Origin of the sequence: Rhodococcus sp. UNC23MFCrub1.1 (assembly GCF_000686025.1) — a bacterium.
In the GTDB taxonomy this organism is placed as follows: domain Bacteria; phylum Actinomycetota; class Actinomycetes; order Mycobacteriales; family Mycobacteriaceae; genus Rhodococcoides.
In genome coordinates, this window is record NZ_JMLQ01000001.1 from 503,556 (window position 1) to 520,352 (window position 16,797).

Sequence of the window (16,797 nt, forward strand, 5' to 3'; positions counted from 1 at the left end):
TCCGCACGACCCCGCACGCCACGAGCTGAAAGCGACTGCCGCACATGACCGATCGCCCTGCTCTCGTCATCGGCCTGGGTAATCCCGGGCCGCAGTACGAGCGCACCCGACACAACGTCGGCGCCGTCGTCGTCGACACCCTGGCGGAGCGGATGCGAGGGTCGTTCTCGTCGCACAAGCGCAGCAACTCCGACCTGCTCCAGGCACGGCTCGGGACTCGCCCGGTCGTGCTGGGGAAGCCGCGGTCGTACATGAACGAGTCCGGGGGCCCGGTCGCCAACCTGGCCCGGTTCTTCTCCGTGGCGCCGGCGGACATCATCGTCGTGCACGACGAACTCGACGTCGATCTGGGTCAGGTGCGGCTCAAGGTCGGCGGCGGGGAGGGCGGGCACAACGGGCTGCGCTCGATCTCGAAGTCGTTGTCCACCAAGGACTACCTCCGTGTCCGGGTCGGGGTGGGGCGGCCGCCCGGCCGGATGGATCCGGCGTCGTACGTGCTCAAGCCCTTCGCCGCGTCCGAGCGCGACGAGGTGGCGGTCGTGCTGGAGGAGGCCGCGGACGCAGTGGAGCTGCTCCTGAAGGGCAGCCTCGAGGACGCGCAGAACCGCATCCACCGACCCTGATGCGGTGAGCTCAGCCGAGGAGCGACGCCGAGTTCGCGCGGCGGAGCTTGCCCGAGGACGTCTTCGGAATGGTGCCCGGACCGAGCACCGCGACCGTGCGAGGACGAACCCCCACTTCCGAGAACACCGCGTGCACGATGTCGTGCTCGATGCGCTTGACCGCATCCGGGTCGGCGATCTCGTTGGTCTCCGCCGCGACCGCGAAGCTCTCCCGCTTCTGCCCCGCGTCGAGACGGATCGCGACGGCATTGCCCGGCCGGACGCCCGCGACGGTGCCCACGGCACGTTCGATGTCGGTCGGATAGATGTTGCGGCCGCCCATGATGATGACGTCCTTGATGCGCCCGCAGACGACGACCAGGCCTTCCTCCGTGAAGTACCCGATGTCTCCGGTGTCGAGCCACCCGTCGTCGTCCTGCGCGGACACCGAGCCCTCCACCGTGATGTATCCGGGCGTCACCGCCGGCCCCCGCACGTGGATGACACCGACGCCGCGACTCGGGAGCACCTGGCCCTCGGCGTCGACGACGCGCCCCTCGAGATTCGGCACCATCCGCCCGAGCGTCGCGAGACGACGGACGTTGCCCTTGGTCGACGGAACGGCGCGGCCCATCACCTCGAGCAGGTCCGCGTCGACCACGTCGAGCACCTGGCCCTGATCGCGTACCGGGATCGACACCGCGAGCGTGGTCTCCGCCATCCCGTAGACGGGTGCGAGAGCGGTCGGGGCGAGCCCGAACCGGGCGCCCGCCTCCGCGAGGGCGAGCATCGTGTCGGGATCCACCGGCTCGGCACCGTTCCACGCGTAGCGCAGCGACGACAGATCGAGGGCCGTGTCGGCGGACGCCTGCTTCAGCCTGCGCGCGAGCAACGAGTACGCGAAGTTGGGAGCGGCGGTGACGGTGCCGCGGTACTTGTCGATCAGCTGGGCCCACAGCAGCGGAGAACGCAGGAAGTCGATCGGCGTGATGCTGACGACCTCCGCACCGACCTGCATCGGCACCGACAGGAACCCGACCATCCCCATGTCGTGGAACAGCGGGAGCCAGCTGACCATCACGTCGTCCTCGAGCGAGTACTCGATCCGATCGATCATCGCGTAGGCGTTGACGTAGAAGTTCTCGTGGGTGATGCGCACGGCCTTGGGAGATCCGGTGGACCCGGACGTGAGCTGCTGCAGCGCGATGTCGGACTCGTCGGTGGGCACGGGATCGGTGTCCTCACCGCCGCGCAGGTCGTCGATCGTCAGCACGGTGATCCCGCGTTCCTCCAGGATGGGCGCCGCGGCGTCGAACGGCGCACCGAGCACCACCGCGGCGGCGTCGATCATCCGGATGACGGTCTCGGTGTCGGCACCCCACACGGCGAGATCGGTGCGCGGCGTCGGCTGATGCAGCATGGTCACGGACGCGCCGCGCATCCACGCCGCCTGGCACGACGGCGCGATGTCCACCGGCTGACCGGCCAGGATGCCGATCGCGTCCCCGCGAGAGACGCCTGCCGCGGCGAGCCCGCCGGCCATCCGACGCGCGACCGCATGGATGTCGCCCCACGTCTGCCGCAACGGTGCGTCGGGCTCACCGGTGACGAGACCCCGCTCGGTCCTGGCCGCGGTCGCGTACATCTCCTCGGTGAACCTGCTCAACGTCACTCCCTCGTCGGTGGTGCGTGCCGGGTGCGCGCACCACTGTTACATCCGGACGACGGTGACCGCTGTTACGGACGGACGGGCTCGGCGTGTCGGCCGAGTACCCTGGGTACGTTCCGACCAGTGATCCGCACAGCTGCGGTCACCGAAGAAAGGCCTTCGTGAGCACCCCGTCCGTCGACACCGGCACCACCACCGCGGTCACCGCCGCCGGCACCACCCCGCCGAAGAACCTCCGGCGCGAGGTGGAGCGTCGTCGCACCTTCGCGGTGATCTCGCATCCCGACGCGGGCAAGTCGACGCTCACCGAGGCCCTGGCTCTGCACGCGCGGAAGATCTCCGAGGCCGGTGCGATCCACGGGAAGTCGGGTCGTCGCTCGACCGTCTCCGACTGGATGGAGATGGAGAAGGCGCGCGGTATCTCCGTGAGTTCGACGGCGCTGCAGTTCGACTACGCCGATCACACCATCAACCTGGTGGACACCCCCGGTCACGCCGACTTCTCGGAGGACACCTACCGCGTGCTGACCGCGGTGGACGCCGCCGTGATGCTGATCGACGCGGCGAAGGGACTGGAACCGCAGACGCTGAAGCTGTTCCAGGTGTGTCGGCACCGCGGCATCCCGGTCATCACCGTGGTCAACAAGTGGGACCGGCCGGGCCGCTCCCCCCTCGAGCTTCTCGACGAGATCGAGGAGCGCATCGGTCTGACGCCGACCCCGCTGTACTGGCCCGTCGGTATCGCGGGTGACTTCCGCGGACTGCTCGACGTGTCGGAGCACCAGTACATCCACTTCACCCGCACGGCCGGTGGCGCGACCATCGCACCCGAGGAGTTCATGGACTCCGAGGCGGCGCAGTCCCGTGAGGGCGACGACTGGACCACCGCCGTCGAGGAGAGCGAGTTGCTCGTCGAGAGCGGGCAGCGCCACGACGAGGACGAGTTCCTCGCGGGCCGGACGTCTCCGGTGATCTTCGCGTCGGCGATGCTGAACTTCGGCGTGCACCAGATCCTCGACACCCTCGTCTCGTTCGCTCCGGCCCCGGGCCCCCGTCCCGACGTGGCCGGTGGTGAGCGCGAGGTCACCGACCCCTTCAGCGCGGTCGTGTTCAAGGTGCAGGCCGGCATGGACACCGCACACCGCGACCGCCTCGCCTTCATGCGCGTGGTCTCCGGAGTCTTCGAGCGCGGCATGGTGGTCACCCATGCCCAGACGGGCAAACCGTTCACGACGAAGTACGCGCTGACGGTGTTCGGCCGCGAGCGCACCACGGTGGAGAACGCCTACCCCGGCGACGTCGTCGGGCTGGTCAACGCCACCGCGCTCGCTCCCGGCCACACGTTGTACGCGGATCGCAAGGTCGAGTTCCCGCCGATCCCGTCCTTCGCTCCCGAGCACTTCGCCGTCCTCCGTGCGGAGAGCGCGAGCAAGTACAAGCAGTTCCGTCGCGCCGTGGATCAGATGGATCAGGAGGGTGTCGTCCAGATCCTCCGCAACGACATCCGCGGAGACGCGTCACCCGTCCTCGCCGCCGTGGGTCCGATGCAGTTCGAGGTGGTGTCCGCGCGCATGAAGTCCGAGTTCGGCGTCGAGGCGCGCATGGAGACCCTGGGCTACTCGATCGCTCGACGCACCGACGCGGCGTCCGCCGGGGAGCTCGGTCGCCAGCGCGGCGTCGAGGTGTTCACCCGCACGGACGGCGTGATGTTGGCGCTGGTCAGTGACAAGTGGCGGCTGCAGTACATCCAGAAGGAGGTGCCGGACCTGCTGCTCGAGCCGCTGGTCGCCGCGGCCGACTGATTCTCTGGGACATCTCCACACCACCTCACCCCAAGATTGGTGTCATCTCCAATCCATAGGGTCAAAACTGTTCGCTGTTTCCTTCCCGTGGTACTTTTTCTCTGTTCGAACGTACTTCTGGTTTGTTCTTCGGAAGTACTCGAGTCACGTACCGAGACGATCGAGGAGCAGTCCGAGTAATGAGCGATGGATCAAGTGGGCCCCTCACGGGGATCAAGATCGGCAAGGCACCAGCCCACCGATCCAACGGGACACCTTCGAGCGTCACTCCGAGCAAAAGTGAGGTCGACATGACAACCAGTGATCAGATTTCCGAACACGCGTTGCCTGGCGGCAGCACGTCCACCAACGGATCGTCGAACGGCAGCAGCTTCGCTTCGGGTCGTCATCCGAGCCCCGATCGCCGCACGGCCATGGGCATCGCGTCCATCCGCATCGCGGGACGGCTGACCCAGAACGAGATCACCAGCCGCGACACGCGCCCGATGGATTCCTCCACCGGCCCCGACGAGCTGCTGCAGCTCCTCGGTGAGTACCTCACCTCCGGTGGGCTCGCGAGCCCCGAGCTGCACGTGCGTTCCAACGGCACGACGGTGGTGCTCGATCTGCAGAACCCCGCCAAGGGCTTCCGCTGATCCTCCCCTGACACACGAGAAAGGCCCCCGGCATCGCCGGGGGCCATTCTCGTGCTGTCGTCATCCGTCCCCGTGACGCACGAAGGCGACCCGAGAAGAATCTCGGGTCGCCTCGTACTACTTCACGACGGACACAGTCGGGGGACGACCGCCGCGAAGAGAGTGTTCGTCCTCATGATCCCTGTGGAAAAGGATCAGGCGGGGGGCATCATGACCGAGTCGACCAGGTAGACGGTCGCGTTGGCGGTCTTGACGCCACCGCAGACCAGGTTCGAGTCGTTGAACTTCAGCGTGTCGCCCTCACCGGTGACGTTGACTGCCTGGCCCTCGACCGAGGTCTGCTCGCCGGCGATGGCGTCGGGAGCGATCTGGCCGGGGATCACGTGGTACGTGAGGATCTTGGTCAGGAGCGCGGAATCGGTCTTCAGCGTCTCGATGGTGGCCGGGTCGATCTTCGCGAACGCGTCGTCGGTCGGGGCGATGACGGTGAACTCGGAGCCGTTCAGCGTGTCGACCAGGTTTACGCCCGGGTTCAGTCCACCGGAGACCGCTGCGGTCAGGGTGGTGAGGATCGGGTTGTTGGAGGCCGCGACGGCGACCGGATCGGCAGCCATTCCGCTCACGGAGCCGGCACCGTCCGGGACCTGCTCGGCGTAGGCGGCGCAGCCCGAGCCGACGAGGTTGGAGGCCGGATCGGCACTCGAGTTCATCGCGGTGGAGGAGGACATGGCCGACGAGGTCATCGACTCCATGCTGCTGCTCGCGGTGGTCTCGGTGGTGCTGCTGCTGTCGTCGGACGAACATGCGGACAGTCCGAGGAGTGCAACTGCTGCGAAGCCGACTGCTACTGCACTCTTGCTCTTGGTGACGCTCATGGCGAGAACCCTTCTTGTACGGATCTGATAGCCGCTCACCGCCGGTGATGATCACCGGCCGCTGTCGGTTGTGTCATCCACCATTCGGATCCGGGTCCCATGGGGGATTGGTGACGGTTGTGAGAAAAATTCCCCACCAGTCACTTCGGGGTCCGACCAGGGATCACTCCCTGGGATCGGTACGCCCCGGCCCCAATTCGGCGGGCAGATCGGTCGGAAGGCAGGTTTCCTGTGTGGCCGTGAACCATCCGGTGTAGCGGAACAACCGCCCGAGCGTGCGGCCACGCACCTCGATGTCAATGCGGTGGCGCTGCTGCTCCTCGTCCCACCACTCGCGGCCGATGGTCTCCGCCGACAGGAGACCCGGCGGCTTGATCGACCCACGCGGAGCGAGGAACCGGGGCAGACCGCTGTCGAGCCGCAGGCCACCGTCGGCGTCCGCGGAGCACTGGGTGTGCACCACCATGTCGGGGCCGGCACCGATGTAGTCGAGTGCGCCGCGCGATCCCACGACCATCACCGAGTCGAGTGCCACCTCGTGGCCGGGGAACTGGAACCGTCGGACGAACGCCAGCGTGGGCCTGCCCAGCTCGTCCGTGTACGCGTAGTTGGCGATGGTGAAGGGGATGTTCTCGCCCGAGTCGGAGGGGACCATCCGCCGCTTGCCACCGAGCCACAGGGCCGGCGGCGGCAGCAGCGGAGAGTGCGTGATGGTCTCCATGACACCGGTGCCGAACTGCGCCACATGATCGTCCGCACCGAAACCGAAGCGCCACTGCACCTTCGGGTGAAGCTTCTCGAACTCCGAGCCCATGACCTCGGACACGACGGATGTCATCGTCACTCCTCGCGCAGAACGCGGTCGCCGATCGACCGCCTGAACGCGAGGGTAGACCGTGTCAGCCCAGTTCCTCGGCCAGCTCCATCCAGCGCTCTTCGACGGAGTCCTTCTCCGCGACGACGGTGAGCAACTCGGCGTTCAGCGACTGCAACGTCGCCGGGTCCGTCGCCGCCTCGGCCAGCGAGACGTGCAGTGCGCGCACCCGATCGTCGAGCTTGACCAGGGAGCGCTCGAGCTTCGAGAGTTCCTTGCGAGCGGCGCGCTCGTCGGCACCGCCCTTGGCCGCGGCCGGCTTCGCTCCCCCGCCCGACGTCATCCCCGGAGCCGCGTCGTCGGCTGCGGCGATCCGCGCGCGACGCCGCAGGTACTCCTCGATGCCACCCGGCAGGTTGGTGAGCTTGCCGTCACCGAACAGAGCCCACGTCGAGTCGCAGACGCGCTCGATGAGGTACCGGTCGTGACTGATGACGATCATGGTGCCGGCCCAGCCGTCGAGCAGATCCTCGAGCTGCTGCAGCGTGTCGATGTCGAGGTCGTTGGTCGGCTCGTCGAGGAGCAGGACGTTCGGCTCGGACATCAGCACGCGTGTCAACTGCAGTCGACGGCGCTCGCCACCGGACAGGTCACCGACGGGCGTGCGCTGCCGTGCAGGCGTGAAGCCCAGCCGCTCGGCGAGCTGTCCGGCAGAGATCTCCCTGTCACCCAGCTGAATTCGTTCCGCGACGTCCTGGACCGCCTCGAGCACGCGCATCCCGACGGGCAGGTCGTCGAGTTCCTGGCGGAGCCAGCCGATGCGCACCGTCTTGCCCTCGATGCGGCGGCCCTTGGCGGGTTCGAGCTCGCCGGCGATGGTGCGGAGCAACGTCGTCTTGCCGGAGCCGTTGACACCGACGAGACCGATGCGCTCCCCCGGCGCGAGGCGCCACGTGAAGTCCTCCACCAGTACGCGACCGTCCGGGGTCGCCAGCGTGGCGTCCTCGAGCTCGATGACGATGCGGCCCAGCCGGGTCTGCGCGAACTTCGACAACGCGACCGAGTCGCGCGGCGGCGGCACGTCCGAGATGAGGGCCTCGGCGGCCTCGATGCGGTAGCGCGGCTTCGAGGTTCGAGCGGGCGGGCCGCGGCGCAGCCAGGCCAGCTCCTTGCGGGCGAGGTTGCGGCGACGATCCTCCGCGGCATCGGCCTGGCGAGAGCGCTCCGCGCGAGCGAAGATCCAGTCGGCGTAGCCGCCCTCGTACGTCTCGACCTGACCGTTCACCACTTCCCAGGTGCGGGTGGCGACGGTGTCGAGGAACCACCGGTCGTGGGTGACGACGACCAGTGCGGACCGCCGGTTCACCAGATGCTCGGCCAGCCACTGGACGCCCTCGACGTCGAGATGGTTGGTCGGCTCGTCGAGCACGAGCAGGTCGAGGTCCTGCACCAGCGCGGCGGCGAGCGCCGTGCGTCGGCGCTCACCGCCCGACAACTGCTCGACCGGTGCGTCGAGCCCGAGACCGGTGATGCCGATGCCGTCCAGAACGCTGCGGATCCGGGCGTCACCGGCCCACTCGTGCTCGGCGACACCGAGCGGTGCGAGGACGATGTCCCCGATGGTGGACCCGGGCGGCAGGACACCACGCTGCGTCACGACGGCCATCCGGAGTCCGCCCACGCGACTCACCCGGCCCGAGTCGGGCTGCTCGACGCCCGCGAGCACCTCGAGCATGGTGGTCTTGCCGTTGCCGTTCAGGCCCACGACGCCGATGCGCTCGTTCTCCTGGACACCGAGCGAGACGCCGTCGAGGAGCGGCTTCACGCCGAAGGATTTGGAGACCTGCTCCAGGTTGATCAGGTTGGCCATCAGTGTTGTCCCCGGTTCGTGTCGTTCTGGTCGCGTTCGGTGCGCACTCGCGCTCCGCTCACCGGTCCACGTGCCACGCGTACCGTGCGGCAGACGCCGGCGCCGGACAGTTCCGCGCCGACCTCGACCGCATGGTCGGCGGAGGCGCAGAGGAAGGCGCAGGTGGGGCCGGACCCGGAGACGATGCCGGCGATGGCACCCGCCTCGGTGCCGGCGCGCAGGGTGCGGCGAAGGCCTGGTTCGAGGGACAGCGCCGCGGCCTGGAGGTCGTTGCCCAGGAGCGGCCCGACCCGCGCCGGATCGCCCGACGCCAGGGCCTGCATCAGCTCGTCGGGTGCGCCGAGGCGCGGCGGCGCTCCCCGTTCGCGCAGCCGGTCGAGTTCGCGGTAGACCGCGGGAGTCGAGAGGCCGCCCTTCGCGAGAGCGAGCACCCAGTGGAAGGAGTTGCGTGAGAGCACCGGCAGCAGCTTCTCGCCGCGACCCGTGCCGACGGCCGTGCCACCGGCGACGGAGAACGGGACGTCGCTGCCGAGCTGCGCCGCGAAGTCCATGATCTTCTCGCGGGACAGGCCGAGGTTCCAGAGCGCGTCCAGCGCGACGACGGTCGCGGCCGCGTCGGCGCTGCCCCCGGCCATGCCCCCCGCGACGGGAATGCCCTTGTCGATGCTGATGGCGACGGCCGGCCGACGACCGGCATGGGCGGCGACGAGTTCGGCCGCCTTCCACGCCAGGTTGGTGTGGTCGGTGGGAACGATGCCCGCATCGTCCCCGTACACGCTGACGGACAGTGTCTCCGCGGCCACGACGGAGACGTCGTCGACGAGGGAGAGCGCGTGGAAGACGGTGGTGAGTTCGTGGTAGCCGTCGGGGCGCAGGTCACCCACGGCAAGGTGCAGATTGACCTTGGCGGGAGCGCGGACCGAGACCGGCCGCGGAACGACTGTGAGCACGTCTCACCACTGTAGTCGGCGTGCGCCCGAGTACCGAACCGGATCGAGGACCCGAACTGTCCGCTGTCGGGTGCATCATGTCGACATGCGCGAGACGTCCGCCCGACTGCTGGCTCTGCTGTCGTTGCTGCAGACCCGGCGCGACTGGTCCGGAGCCGATCTGGCCGAACGGCTCCAGATCACCCCGCGCACCGTGCGCCGTGACGTCGACCGGCTGCGGTCACTGGGCTATCCGGTGGACGGAACGGTCGGCGTCGGCGGCGGGTATCGGCTGGGTGCCGGCGCGGAGATGCCACCCCTGCTGCTGACGGACGACGAGGTGATCGCCGTGGCGCTCGGACTGCAGAGCGGCGCGTCCGCGTCCGTCACCGGCACCGCGGAGTCGTCGATCGGTGCCCTCACCAAGCTGCGGCAGGTGATGCCGTCACGGTTGCGTCACCGACTCGACGCACTGCAGATCGACGTCGTGCAGTCACGTCCGGTGCAGTCGAGCGTCGACGCGTCGGTACTGACGGCACTGGCGACCGTGTGTCAGAACCACGAACGCCTGCGGTTCGACTACCGCACCCACGGCGGGGACACCATGCGACGTGAGGTGGAGCCGTACCGGCTCGTGCGGTCGGGGTTGCGGTGGTACCTCGTGGGCTGGGACCTCGCCCGTGAGGACTGGCGGTCGTTCCGCGTCGACCGCCTCGATCCGAAGGTGCCGACGGGGCCTCGCTTCACTCCTCGGGCCCTGCCCGAGGGCGGCGCCGCGGAGTTCGTGTCGAGGGGCATCGATCAGGCGTTCTCGGCCGCCCGCGGACGGGTCGTGCTGCACGTGCCGTTCGAACGGATCGAGGACCGCGTCGATCCGCAGTGGGGCACCCTCGCCCGGCTCGACGACGAGCGGTGCGAGGTCTCGATCACCGCGGACACCTACCCGTCGATGGCGCGGTGGCTCGCCGCCTTCGACGTGGACTTCACCGTGTGTGGTCCGCAGGAGTTGATCGACGCCTGCGAGGTCGAATCACGGCGACTCGACCGTGTCGCCGCCCGATACGCCCGTGCCCGCGACGAGCACCGCCCGCGTCAGGACTCGTGACCACCGGTGGTCTGCGCCAGTCGGACGAACGCGGCGGCGTCGAGCGTCTCCCCGCGCGCCGACGGGTCGATCCCCGCCTCGACGAGCCGCGTCTCCGCCATGGCCGCCGATCCGGCCCACCCCGCCAGAGCCGCACGTAACGTCTTGCGCCGCTGCGCGAATGCCGCGTCCACGACGGCGAACAGAGTGCGGCGGAACGTCTCGTCCATCGGCCACTGCGGATTCTCGTGCCGATCGACGCGCACCAGACCCGACTCCACCTGCGGCACCGGCCAGAACACCGAACGGCCCACGGCGCCCGCGCGGCGGACGTCGCCGAAGTACGCGGCCTTCACACTCGGCACCCCGTAGGTCTTGCTGCCGGGAGGAGCCGCCAGCCGGTCCGCCACCTCCGACTGCACCATCACCAGCGCGGTGCGCAGGGTGGGGATCAGGGCGAGCAGGTGCAGCAGCACCGGCACCGCCACGTTGTACGGGAGGTTGGCGACCAGTGCGGTCGGCGCGCCGGGAATCTCGTCGCGGCGCACGCGCAGGGCGTCGGCACCGACCACCGCCAACCGGTCGACTCGCGACTCGGCGCGCTCGGCGACGGTCTGCGGAAGACGCTGCGCCAGTACGGGGTCGATCTCGACGGCGACCACGTCGTGCACGACGTCGAGCAACGCCAGGGTCAGCGATCCGAGTCCCGGCCCCACCTCGAGCACCGTGTCGTCCGGACCGACTCCGGCCGCGGTCACGATGCGTCGCACCGTGTTCGCGTCGTGGACGAAGTTCTGGCCGAGGGTCTTGGTGGGCCGGACGCCCAGCTCGGCCGCGAGGGTGCGCACCTCCGCGGGCCCCAGCAGGCGGACGCGTGCCGGACCGGCTGCGGAATCGGACGCCGGCGAATCGGACGTCGGCGGGGAGACGGGAGGTTCGGACACGGGTGGAGCGTATGTCAGCGCAGCCCGAGCCTGCTGGTGCAGGAGGGCCAGGCGCCCCAGCCCTGGGTGCGCTGGGTCTGCGACGCGATCGCGATCTGCTCCTCGCGGGTGGCCAGGTCGGCGCGCGCCGCGTACTTGAGCCCGCCCTGCCGCTCCCAGGTGTTCTGGTCGAACTGCACGCCGCCGAAGAAGCCGTTGCCCGTGTTGATGGCCCAGTTCCCGGTGGCCTCGCACTGCGCGAGGGCGTCCCAGACGGCGCCGTTCTCGACCGGCGGCACCTCGGTGCCGGGCTTGGCACCGACGCGCACGGTCTTGGCGACCGGCGGTGTCGTGACGTCGGCCTTCACGAGCGTGCGGGAGACCTCGACACCGTTGACCTTGTTCACCGAGTAGGTCGCGTTCTGCTCGCCCGGAGCGCCGGCGGACTCCTCGATCGTCTTGCTCATGTTCATCGTCGGGTCCTCGATGCGCTGATCCGGCGCGACGACGGGTTCGGTGACGCTGACGGTCTCCGTCCGATCGCGGGTCACCGTGACCACGGCGCCCTCGACGAGCGGCTCGTCCGCCGCGGGGGCGACCGTGTCGTTCTGTTCGAGAGGCGCACCGGCCGCGGCGAGGAACTCGCCGACGGTGGGTGCGGCGAGCCGCATCGGTGCGGGCGACGCGGCCCCGTCGGCGAGGGTCACGGACTTCGGCAGCACGACGTTGACGGAGGCACCGTCGAGCGGCAGCGGGTCGGACTCCGACTCGTCGATGTGGACGTCGGGAGCGATGCCCAACTGATCCTTGGCCTCGGCGACGGTGGAGGCGGTGGTCCACACCGTCGTCGGCGCACCGTCCACGGTGAGAGTCACCTCGCGAGCCCGCTTGAGCGTGACGGTCTCTCCGTCGGCGAGGGTCGCGTCCGCGGCGGGCGCGACCTCGTCCCGCTCGGTGGGCTGATAGCCGGCGGCCGCGAGGGCGCTGCGGACGTCGGTGGTCATCGTGGAGAGCTGGACCTGCTGCCCGTCGACGTCGATCGTGACGGTCTTGTGGCGGGCCACGGCGACGCTCGCTCCCACGACGAGTGTGGCGAGAAGCGCGGCCACCACGACGTACAGCAGGCGGGACCGGGCGGAGTTGAGTCTGGCGACGTGCGACATCGTCACCGCGCTCCCGCCCCGGTGGACACGACTGGTCGAACGGACATCACGGACGAATAACGCAACTTCGATTTCCTTGCCGGGTCGAGACGATCACGAGGCCGAGAGGCTCGCATCGGGGTCATACGATCACGATACGGTAACGAGCGGGCACAGGTTCGGCAACTTCACGGCCTCGAGCAGCCCGTCGACCGTTCCTACCTTCCGGTAAGGGTCGTCGCGAGCCCCCCGGCCGATAGGGTCCGAGCCGACTGTTCACCTGCACCAGAACGGAAGGCTCTTCGTGAATCCGACCTCCCCACCGCGATCCGAACGCGGACGGTGGCACCGACTGCGCCGCCTCCCGGCGATCACCGCCGTCGTGGCACTCGTCGCGTTGGTGCTCGCACCCGCAGCGCAGGCCCAGCCGGCGCCCCCGAGCCCGGTGGAAGGTCGCACGTTCGCCATCGCCACCGACGTGACCTTCGCACCGTTCGAGTTCCAGAACTCCGACGGCCAGTTCGTCGGCATCGACATGGACCTGATCCGAGCGATCGCGGAGGACCAGGGTTTCCAGGTCGACATCCGGCCCCTCGGGTTCGACGCGGCGTTGCAGGCAGTGCAGGCGAACCAGGCCGACGGCGTCATCGCCGGCATGACGATCACGCCGGCACGCGAGGCCGTGTTCGACTTCTCCGAGCCCTACTTCGAGTCCGGCGTGCAGATGGCCGTGCTCGAGAACTCGTCGATCACCTCGTACGACGATCTCTCCGGGCAGCAGGTCGCGGTCAAGAACGGCACCGAGGGCGCCGACTTCGCGGAGAGCATCAAGGCGCAGTACGGCTTCACGACGCGGTACTTCGCCGACTCCGCGAGCATGTACGACGAGGTGCGCACCGGGAACTCGGTCGCCGTGTTCGACGACTACCCGGTGCTGCAGTACGGCATCACCCAGGGGAACGGTCTGAAGACGGTCACGGAGAAGGAGTCGCCGAGCAACTACGGCTTCGCCGTGAACAAGGGCGCGAACCCCGAGCTGCTCGCCGCATTCGACACCGGACTGGCCAACCTGCGGTCGTCCGGCCAGTACGACGAGATCCTCGGCACCTACATCGGCGCCGCGGCGGACGAGACGGACAACTCGATCCCCGGACTGATCAAGAGCGAGTACAAGGAACTGCTGAAGGGCCTCTGGCTCACCATCGTCCTGACAGTCATCTCCATCGTGCTGGCCCTGATCCTCGGCGCCGTCTTCGGACTCTTCCGGGTGTCGACGAAGGCGTGGCTGCGCGGGATCGGCGCCACCTACGTGGCCATCTTCCGCGGCACGCCACTGCTGGTGCAGGCCTTCTTCATCTACTTCGGCATTCCCGCCGCGCTCAGCTTCCAGATGTCGGCGTTCACCGCCGGCATCATCACGCTGTCGCTCAACGCCGGTGCGTACATGGCGGAGATCGTCCGCGGCGGCATCCTGTCGGTGGACAAGGGCCAGATGGAGGCCTCGCGCAGTCTCGGTATCAGCTACCTGACGTCCATGCGCAAGGTCGTGATGCCACAGGCGATCCGGACGATGATCCCGTCGTACATCAATCAGTTCGTCATCACGCTGAAGGACACCTCGATCCTGTCGGTGATCGGCCTCGCCGAACTCACCCAGTCGGGGCGGATCATCATCGCCCGTAACTTCCAGTCGTTCAACATGTGGCTGATCATCGGCGTCATGTACTTCGTCATCATCATGGCGTTGACGATGCTGTCGAACCGTCTCGAGAAGAGGATCAACAAGTGAGCACCGAGACCACCGCGCCCGACGCCGCTGCGGCCGAGGTCAAGATCCGCGCCATCGGACTGAAGAAGTCGTTCGGCGATCTCGAGGTGCTCAAGGGCCTCGACGTCGACGTCCACTCGGGCGAGGTGGTGTGTGTCATCGGCCCGTCCGGTTCCGGCAAGAGCACCTTCCTCCGGTGCCTCAACAAGCTCGAGGACATCACGGGCGGCACGGTCGTGGTCGACGGTTTCGACCTGACCGATCCGAAGGTGAACCTCGACTCCGTGCGCCAGCACATCGGCATGGTGTTCCAGCACTTCAACCTCTTCCCCCACATGAGCGTCATCGAGAACGTGATGCTCGCGCCCGTGGAGACGAAGAAGTCGGACAAGTCGAAGGCGCGCGAGAACGCCGTTCGTCTGCTGGCCCAGGTGGGCCTCGCCGACAAGGAGAACGCGAAGCCGGCGCAGTTGTCCGGTGGGCAGAAGCAGCGCGTCGCCATCGCACGTGCACTGGCGATGGACCCGGACATCATGCTGTTCGACGAGGCCACGAGTGCGCTGGACCCCGAGATGGTCGGCGAGGTCCTGCAGGTCCTCCGCGATCTGGCGAAGGGCGGCATGACTATGGTCGTCGTCACGCACGAGATGGGCTTCGCCCGCGAGGTGTCCGACCGTGTGATCTTCATGGCGGAGGGGTACATCGTCGAGGAGGGTTCGCCGGACGACCTGTTCGGCAACCCGCAGCACGAGCGAACGAAGGACTTCCTCGACAAGGTCCTGTGAGACGCGGGCCCCGCACCGAGAAGCCGCTACACCGACGAGAGGCACGACAGTGAGCGACGACCAAGAGATCATGCAGAAGATCACGGCGAAGATCGACGCTCGATTGGGTGCGCAGACCAACGGCCTGCAGAACGAGGTGCCGCCCGGAGCGAGCACGCAGGACGACGACGAGGACGGTGAGCGCGGTCCCCTGGGCCGCGACTACCACCTCGCGGGCAAGTACGCGCAGGCTCTGGCCATCAACGAGCCCAGTGTGATCGATCGTGCCGAGTTCGATCGACTGGTGGAGACGTACGGAGACGACGACTGATCCGTCGCCGCGACCCGATCGTGACCTGAGCATCGGTAACGATCGGGTGGTGGTCGCCGACAGACCCTTCGACCGCCGAGCAGAACGCTCGGTACGGACACCCTGGAGGCCCGGTGACCACTCTCCCGCGTTCGATGGCCGTTCTCGCCGTGGCGGCCTGCGCCGCCGCCGCCGTGTCGTGCGGTTCCGCCGGTACGACCGGGACGGCGCTCCCCGCCGACGACCCGGCACCCTCGTCGTCCACTCCGGCCCCCGCACCGGCACCCGCGCCGCAGACGAGGGTGGAGACGCAGACCGAGACGGTCACCGTGCCCGCACCCGCACCGGCGCAGCCGGCGCAGGTGGTGCCATGCGTCGACCCGAGTTCGCTGAACGTGCGCACCGCCGTGGCGAACCTGGGCACCGACTCGCAGGGCGGGGCCTTCGTGATCGACGATCACACGCCCGGCACCAGCGCGGACGGGTGTCCGACGCTCGAATGGGCGCGGGCGACGGGGACCGGCATCCGGAACGGCACCGTGCAGTCGCACGTCCTGTTCTTCACCAACTCGGGTGACTACCTCGGGACCGCGACGTCCGACGCGTACAGCTACACCTCGGTGGTCGGCGCGACCGACAGCACCGTCACCGTGCGCTATCGCTGGCTGAACGAGAGCGACGCGTTCTGCTGCCCGTCGAACACCTCGTACGTCGACTTCACGCTGGACGGCGGGACCATCGTCCCGGACGGGCAGTTCCCGCCCCCGAACTAGAGGCGGTAGACCCGCTCGGCCGTCGCGGTCGCCGACGCCGCGACGTCTTCGGCGGTGCGGCCGGTCGCGTCCGCCAGAGCGCGCGCCGTGTAGGGAAGGCAGTAGGGCTCGTTCGGTGCACCGCGATACGGATGCGGTGTCAGGAACGGCGCATCGGTCTCGAGCAGGTACTGCCCGTCCGGCACCAACTGGGCCGCTTCCCGCAACTCGTGGGAATTCTTGAAGCTCACCGTCCCGGAGAAGCTGAGCACGTAGCCGGCGTCGACACACACCTGCGCCATCTCGGGACCCGACGAGAAGCAGTGGAAGATCACCGTCTCCGGCGCGCCCTCGTCGAGGAGCACCGCGAGAACGTCGTGGTCCGCGTCGCGGTTGTGGATCATCAACGGCTTGCCGACGCGCTTCGCCAGATCGATGTGCCAGCGGAAGCCCTCGACCTGCTCCTCCACCGCGGCGCAGCCGTCGAGCTTCCCCGGCCAGTAGTAATCGAGACCGGTCTCCCCCACCGCCACCGTGCGCGGGTCGCGGGCGAGACGGTCGATCTCCGCGCGGACCTCGTCGGTGAGCACGTTCGCCCGCGTCGGGTGGATCGCGGTGGCGGCGTACACCCGGGAATCCCAGTGCGCCGCAGCGACAGCGAAACGGGCCGCGTCCAGGTCGTCCGCGACGGTGACGACGCGTCCGACGCCCACCGATGCGGAGCGATCGAGGATCGCCGCGACCGACGCTGCATCGGTGGCCCCGCACGCGTCGAGGTGCGTGTGCGCGTCCACGAGCGGTGCGAGCGGAGTGGGCAAGTCGGGGGCGGGACGGTCTCTCGGCACGAAAGATAGAGTA

16 protein-coding genes are annotated in these 16,797 nt (G+C 68.6%); 8 read left to right on the forward strand and 8 right to left on the reverse strand.

Annotation, left to right across the window (positions count from 1 at the left end; all coding sequences use genetic code 11):
* The first annotated feature begins 44 nt into the window (after positions 1–44).
* On the forward strand, positions 45–623 hold the full coding sequence (pth, locus tag BR07_RS0102455) for an aminoacyl-tRNA hydrolase (RefSeq protein WP_027504077.1): 579 nt from the start codon (positions 45–47) through the stop codon (positions 621–623).
* Positions 624–633: 10 nt separating this feature from the next.
* Here pth and BR07_RS0102460 read toward each other — a convergent pair whose 3' ends face one another.
* Complete coding sequence (locus tag BR07_RS0102460; protein WP_027504078.1) at positions 634–2,268, reverse strand: fatty acyl-AMP ligase; 1,635 nt, start codon at positions 2,266–2,268, stop codon at positions 634–636.
* A 164-nt stretch (positions 2,269–2,432) separates the two neighbouring features.
* Here BR07_RS0102460 and BR07_RS0102465 point away from each other — a divergent pair, with 164 nt between their 5' ends.
* Positions 2,433–4,073, forward strand: a complete 1,641-nt coding sequence (locus tag BR07_RS0102465) for a peptide chain release factor 3 (protein ID WP_027504079.1) — start codon at positions 2,433–2,435, stop codon at positions 4,071–4,073.
* Positions 4,074–4,363: 290 nt separating this feature from the next.
* On the forward strand, positions 4,364–4,708 hold the full coding sequence (locus BR07_RS0102470; protein WP_231476131.1) for a hypothetical protein: 345 nt from the start codon (positions 4,364–4,366) through the stop codon (positions 4,706–4,708).
* Between the two features lie 194 nt (positions 4,709–4,902).
* On the opposite strand, the gene BR07_RS0102475 is transcribed toward BR07_RS0102470, so the two are convergent.
* The 4 genes from BR07_RS0102475 to BR07_RS0102490 all read right to left on the reverse strand — a co-directional run bounded on the left by BR07_RS0102475 (position 4,903) and on the right by BR07_RS0102490 (position 9,217).
* Entirely contained in the window at positions 4,903–5,583 is a 681-nt protein-coding gene (locus BR07_RS0102475) for a fasciclin domain-containing protein (protein ID WP_027504081.1), read from the reverse strand.
* A 163-nt stretch (positions 5,584–5,746) separates the two neighbouring features.
* The gene (locus BR07_RS0102480) at positions 5,747–6,421 is read right to left on the reverse strand and encodes a DUF4166 domain-containing protein (RefSeq protein WP_027504082.1); all 675 of its coding nucleotides are present in this window, start codon (positions 6,419–6,421) and stop codon (positions 5,747–5,749) included.
* Between the two features lie 61 nt (positions 6,422–6,482).
* Positions 6,483–8,267, reverse strand: a complete 1,785-nt coding sequence (locus tag BR07_RS0102485; protein WP_027504083.1) for an ABC-F family ATP-binding cassette domain-containing protein — start codon at positions 8,265–8,267, stop codon at positions 6,483–6,485.
* Positions 8,267–9,217, reverse strand: coding sequence for a 4-(cytidine 5'-diphospho)-2-C-methyl-D-erythritol kinase (locus BR07_RS0102490; protein WP_027504084.1), 951 nt, complete (start codon positions 9,215–9,217; stop codon positions 8,267–8,269). Before BR07_RS0102490 ends, BR07_RS0102485 begins: the two co-directional genes overlap by 1 nt.
* 85 nt (positions 9,218–9,302) lie before the next feature.
* On the opposite strand from BR07_RS0102490, the gene BR07_RS0102495 reads away from it, so the two are divergent.
* Positions 9,303–10,301 (forward strand): helix-turn-helix transcriptional regulator, encoded by a 999-nt coding sequence (locus BR07_RS0102495; protein ID WP_027504085.1) that lies wholly within the window; start codon positions 9,303–9,305, stop codon positions 10,299–10,301.
* Here the strand turns inward: BR07_RS0102495 and rsmA are convergent.
* Positions 10,289–11,146, reverse strand: coding sequence for a 16S rRNA (adenine(1518)-N(6)/adenine(1519)-N(6))-dimethyltransferase RsmA (rsmA, locus tag BR07_RS0102500; RefSeq protein WP_051613059.1), 858 nt, complete (start codon positions 11,144–11,146; stop codon positions 10,289–10,291). The genes BR07_RS0102495 and rsmA overlap by 13 nt on opposite strands.
* Before the next feature lie 92 nt (positions 11,147–11,238).
* The gene (locus tag BR07_RS0102505; protein WP_027504087.1) at positions 11,239–12,366 is read right to left on the reverse strand and encodes a resuscitation-promoting factor; all 1,128 of its coding nucleotides are present in this window, start codon (positions 12,364–12,366) and stop codon (positions 11,239–11,241) included.
* A gap of 379 nt (positions 12,367–12,745) precedes the next feature.
* On the opposite strand from BR07_RS0102505, the gene BR07_RS0102510 reads away from it, so the two are divergent.
* The 4 genes from BR07_RS0102510 (at position 12,746) to BR07_RS22980 (ending at position 15,960) form a co-directional block, all read left to right on the forward strand.
* Complete coding sequence (locus tag BR07_RS0102510; protein WP_373425295.1) at positions 12,746–14,134, forward strand: amino acid ABC transporter substrate-binding protein/permease; 1,389 nt, start codon at positions 12,746–12,748, stop codon at positions 14,132–14,134.
* Positions 14,131–14,898, forward strand: coding sequence for an amino acid ABC transporter ATP-binding protein (locus BR07_RS0102515; RefSeq protein ID WP_081821039.1), 768 nt, complete (start codon positions 14,131–14,133; stop codon positions 14,896–14,898). The genes BR07_RS0102510 and BR07_RS0102515 overlap by 4 nt, the downstream gene beginning before the upstream one ends.
* Positions 14,899–14,947: 49 nt before the next feature.
* A complete protein-coding gene (locus BR07_RS0102520; RefSeq protein WP_027504090.1) occupies positions 14,948–15,208 on the forward strand; it encodes a hypothetical protein in 261 nt (86 codons plus the stop codon).
* A 113-nt stretch (positions 15,209–15,321) separates the two neighbouring features.
* A complete protein-coding gene (locus tag BR07_RS22980) occupies positions 15,322–15,960 on the forward strand; it encodes an LppP/LprE family lipoprotein (protein WP_051612954.1) in 639 nt (212 codons plus the stop codon).
* Here BR07_RS22980 and BR07_RS0102530 read toward each other — a convergent pair.
* Positions 15,957–16,784 (reverse strand): TatD family hydrolase, encoded by an 828-nt coding sequence (locus tag BR07_RS0102530; protein WP_027504091.1) that lies wholly within the window; start codon positions 16,782–16,784, stop codon positions 15,957–15,959. The genes BR07_RS22980 and BR07_RS0102530 overlap by 4 nt on opposite strands.
* Between the last annotated feature and the right edge of the window lie 13 nt (positions 16,785–16,797).

Coding starts and splice junctions, on each gene's coding strand:
- pth (WP_027504077.1), top strand. CDS start 45: ATGACCGATCGCCCTGCTCTCGTCATCGGCCTGGGTAATCCCGGGCCG.
- BR07_RS0102470 (WP_231476131.1), top strand. CDS start 4,364: ATGACAACCAGTGATCAGATTTCCGAACACGCGTTGCCTGGCGGCAGC.
- BR07_RS0102475 (WP_027504081.1), bottom strand. CDS start 5,583: ATGAGCGTCACCAAGAGCAAGAGTGCAGTAGCAGTCGGCTTCGCAGCA.
- BR07_RS0102480 (WP_027504082.1), bottom strand. CDS start 6,421: ATGACATCCGTCGTGTCCGAGGTCATGGGCTCGGAGTTCGAGAAGCTT.
- BR07_RS0102485 (WP_027504083.1), bottom strand. CDS start 8,267: ATGGCCAACCTGATCAACCTGGAGCAGGTCTCCAAATCCTTCGGCGTG.
- BR07_RS0102495 (WP_027504085.1), top strand. CDS start 9,303: ATGCGCGAGACGTCCGCCCGACTGCTGGCTCTGCTGTCGTTGCTGCAG.
- BR07_RS0102505 (WP_027504087.1), bottom strand. CDS start 12,366: ATGTCGCACGTCGCCAGACTCAACTCCGCCCGGTCCCGCCTGCTGTAC.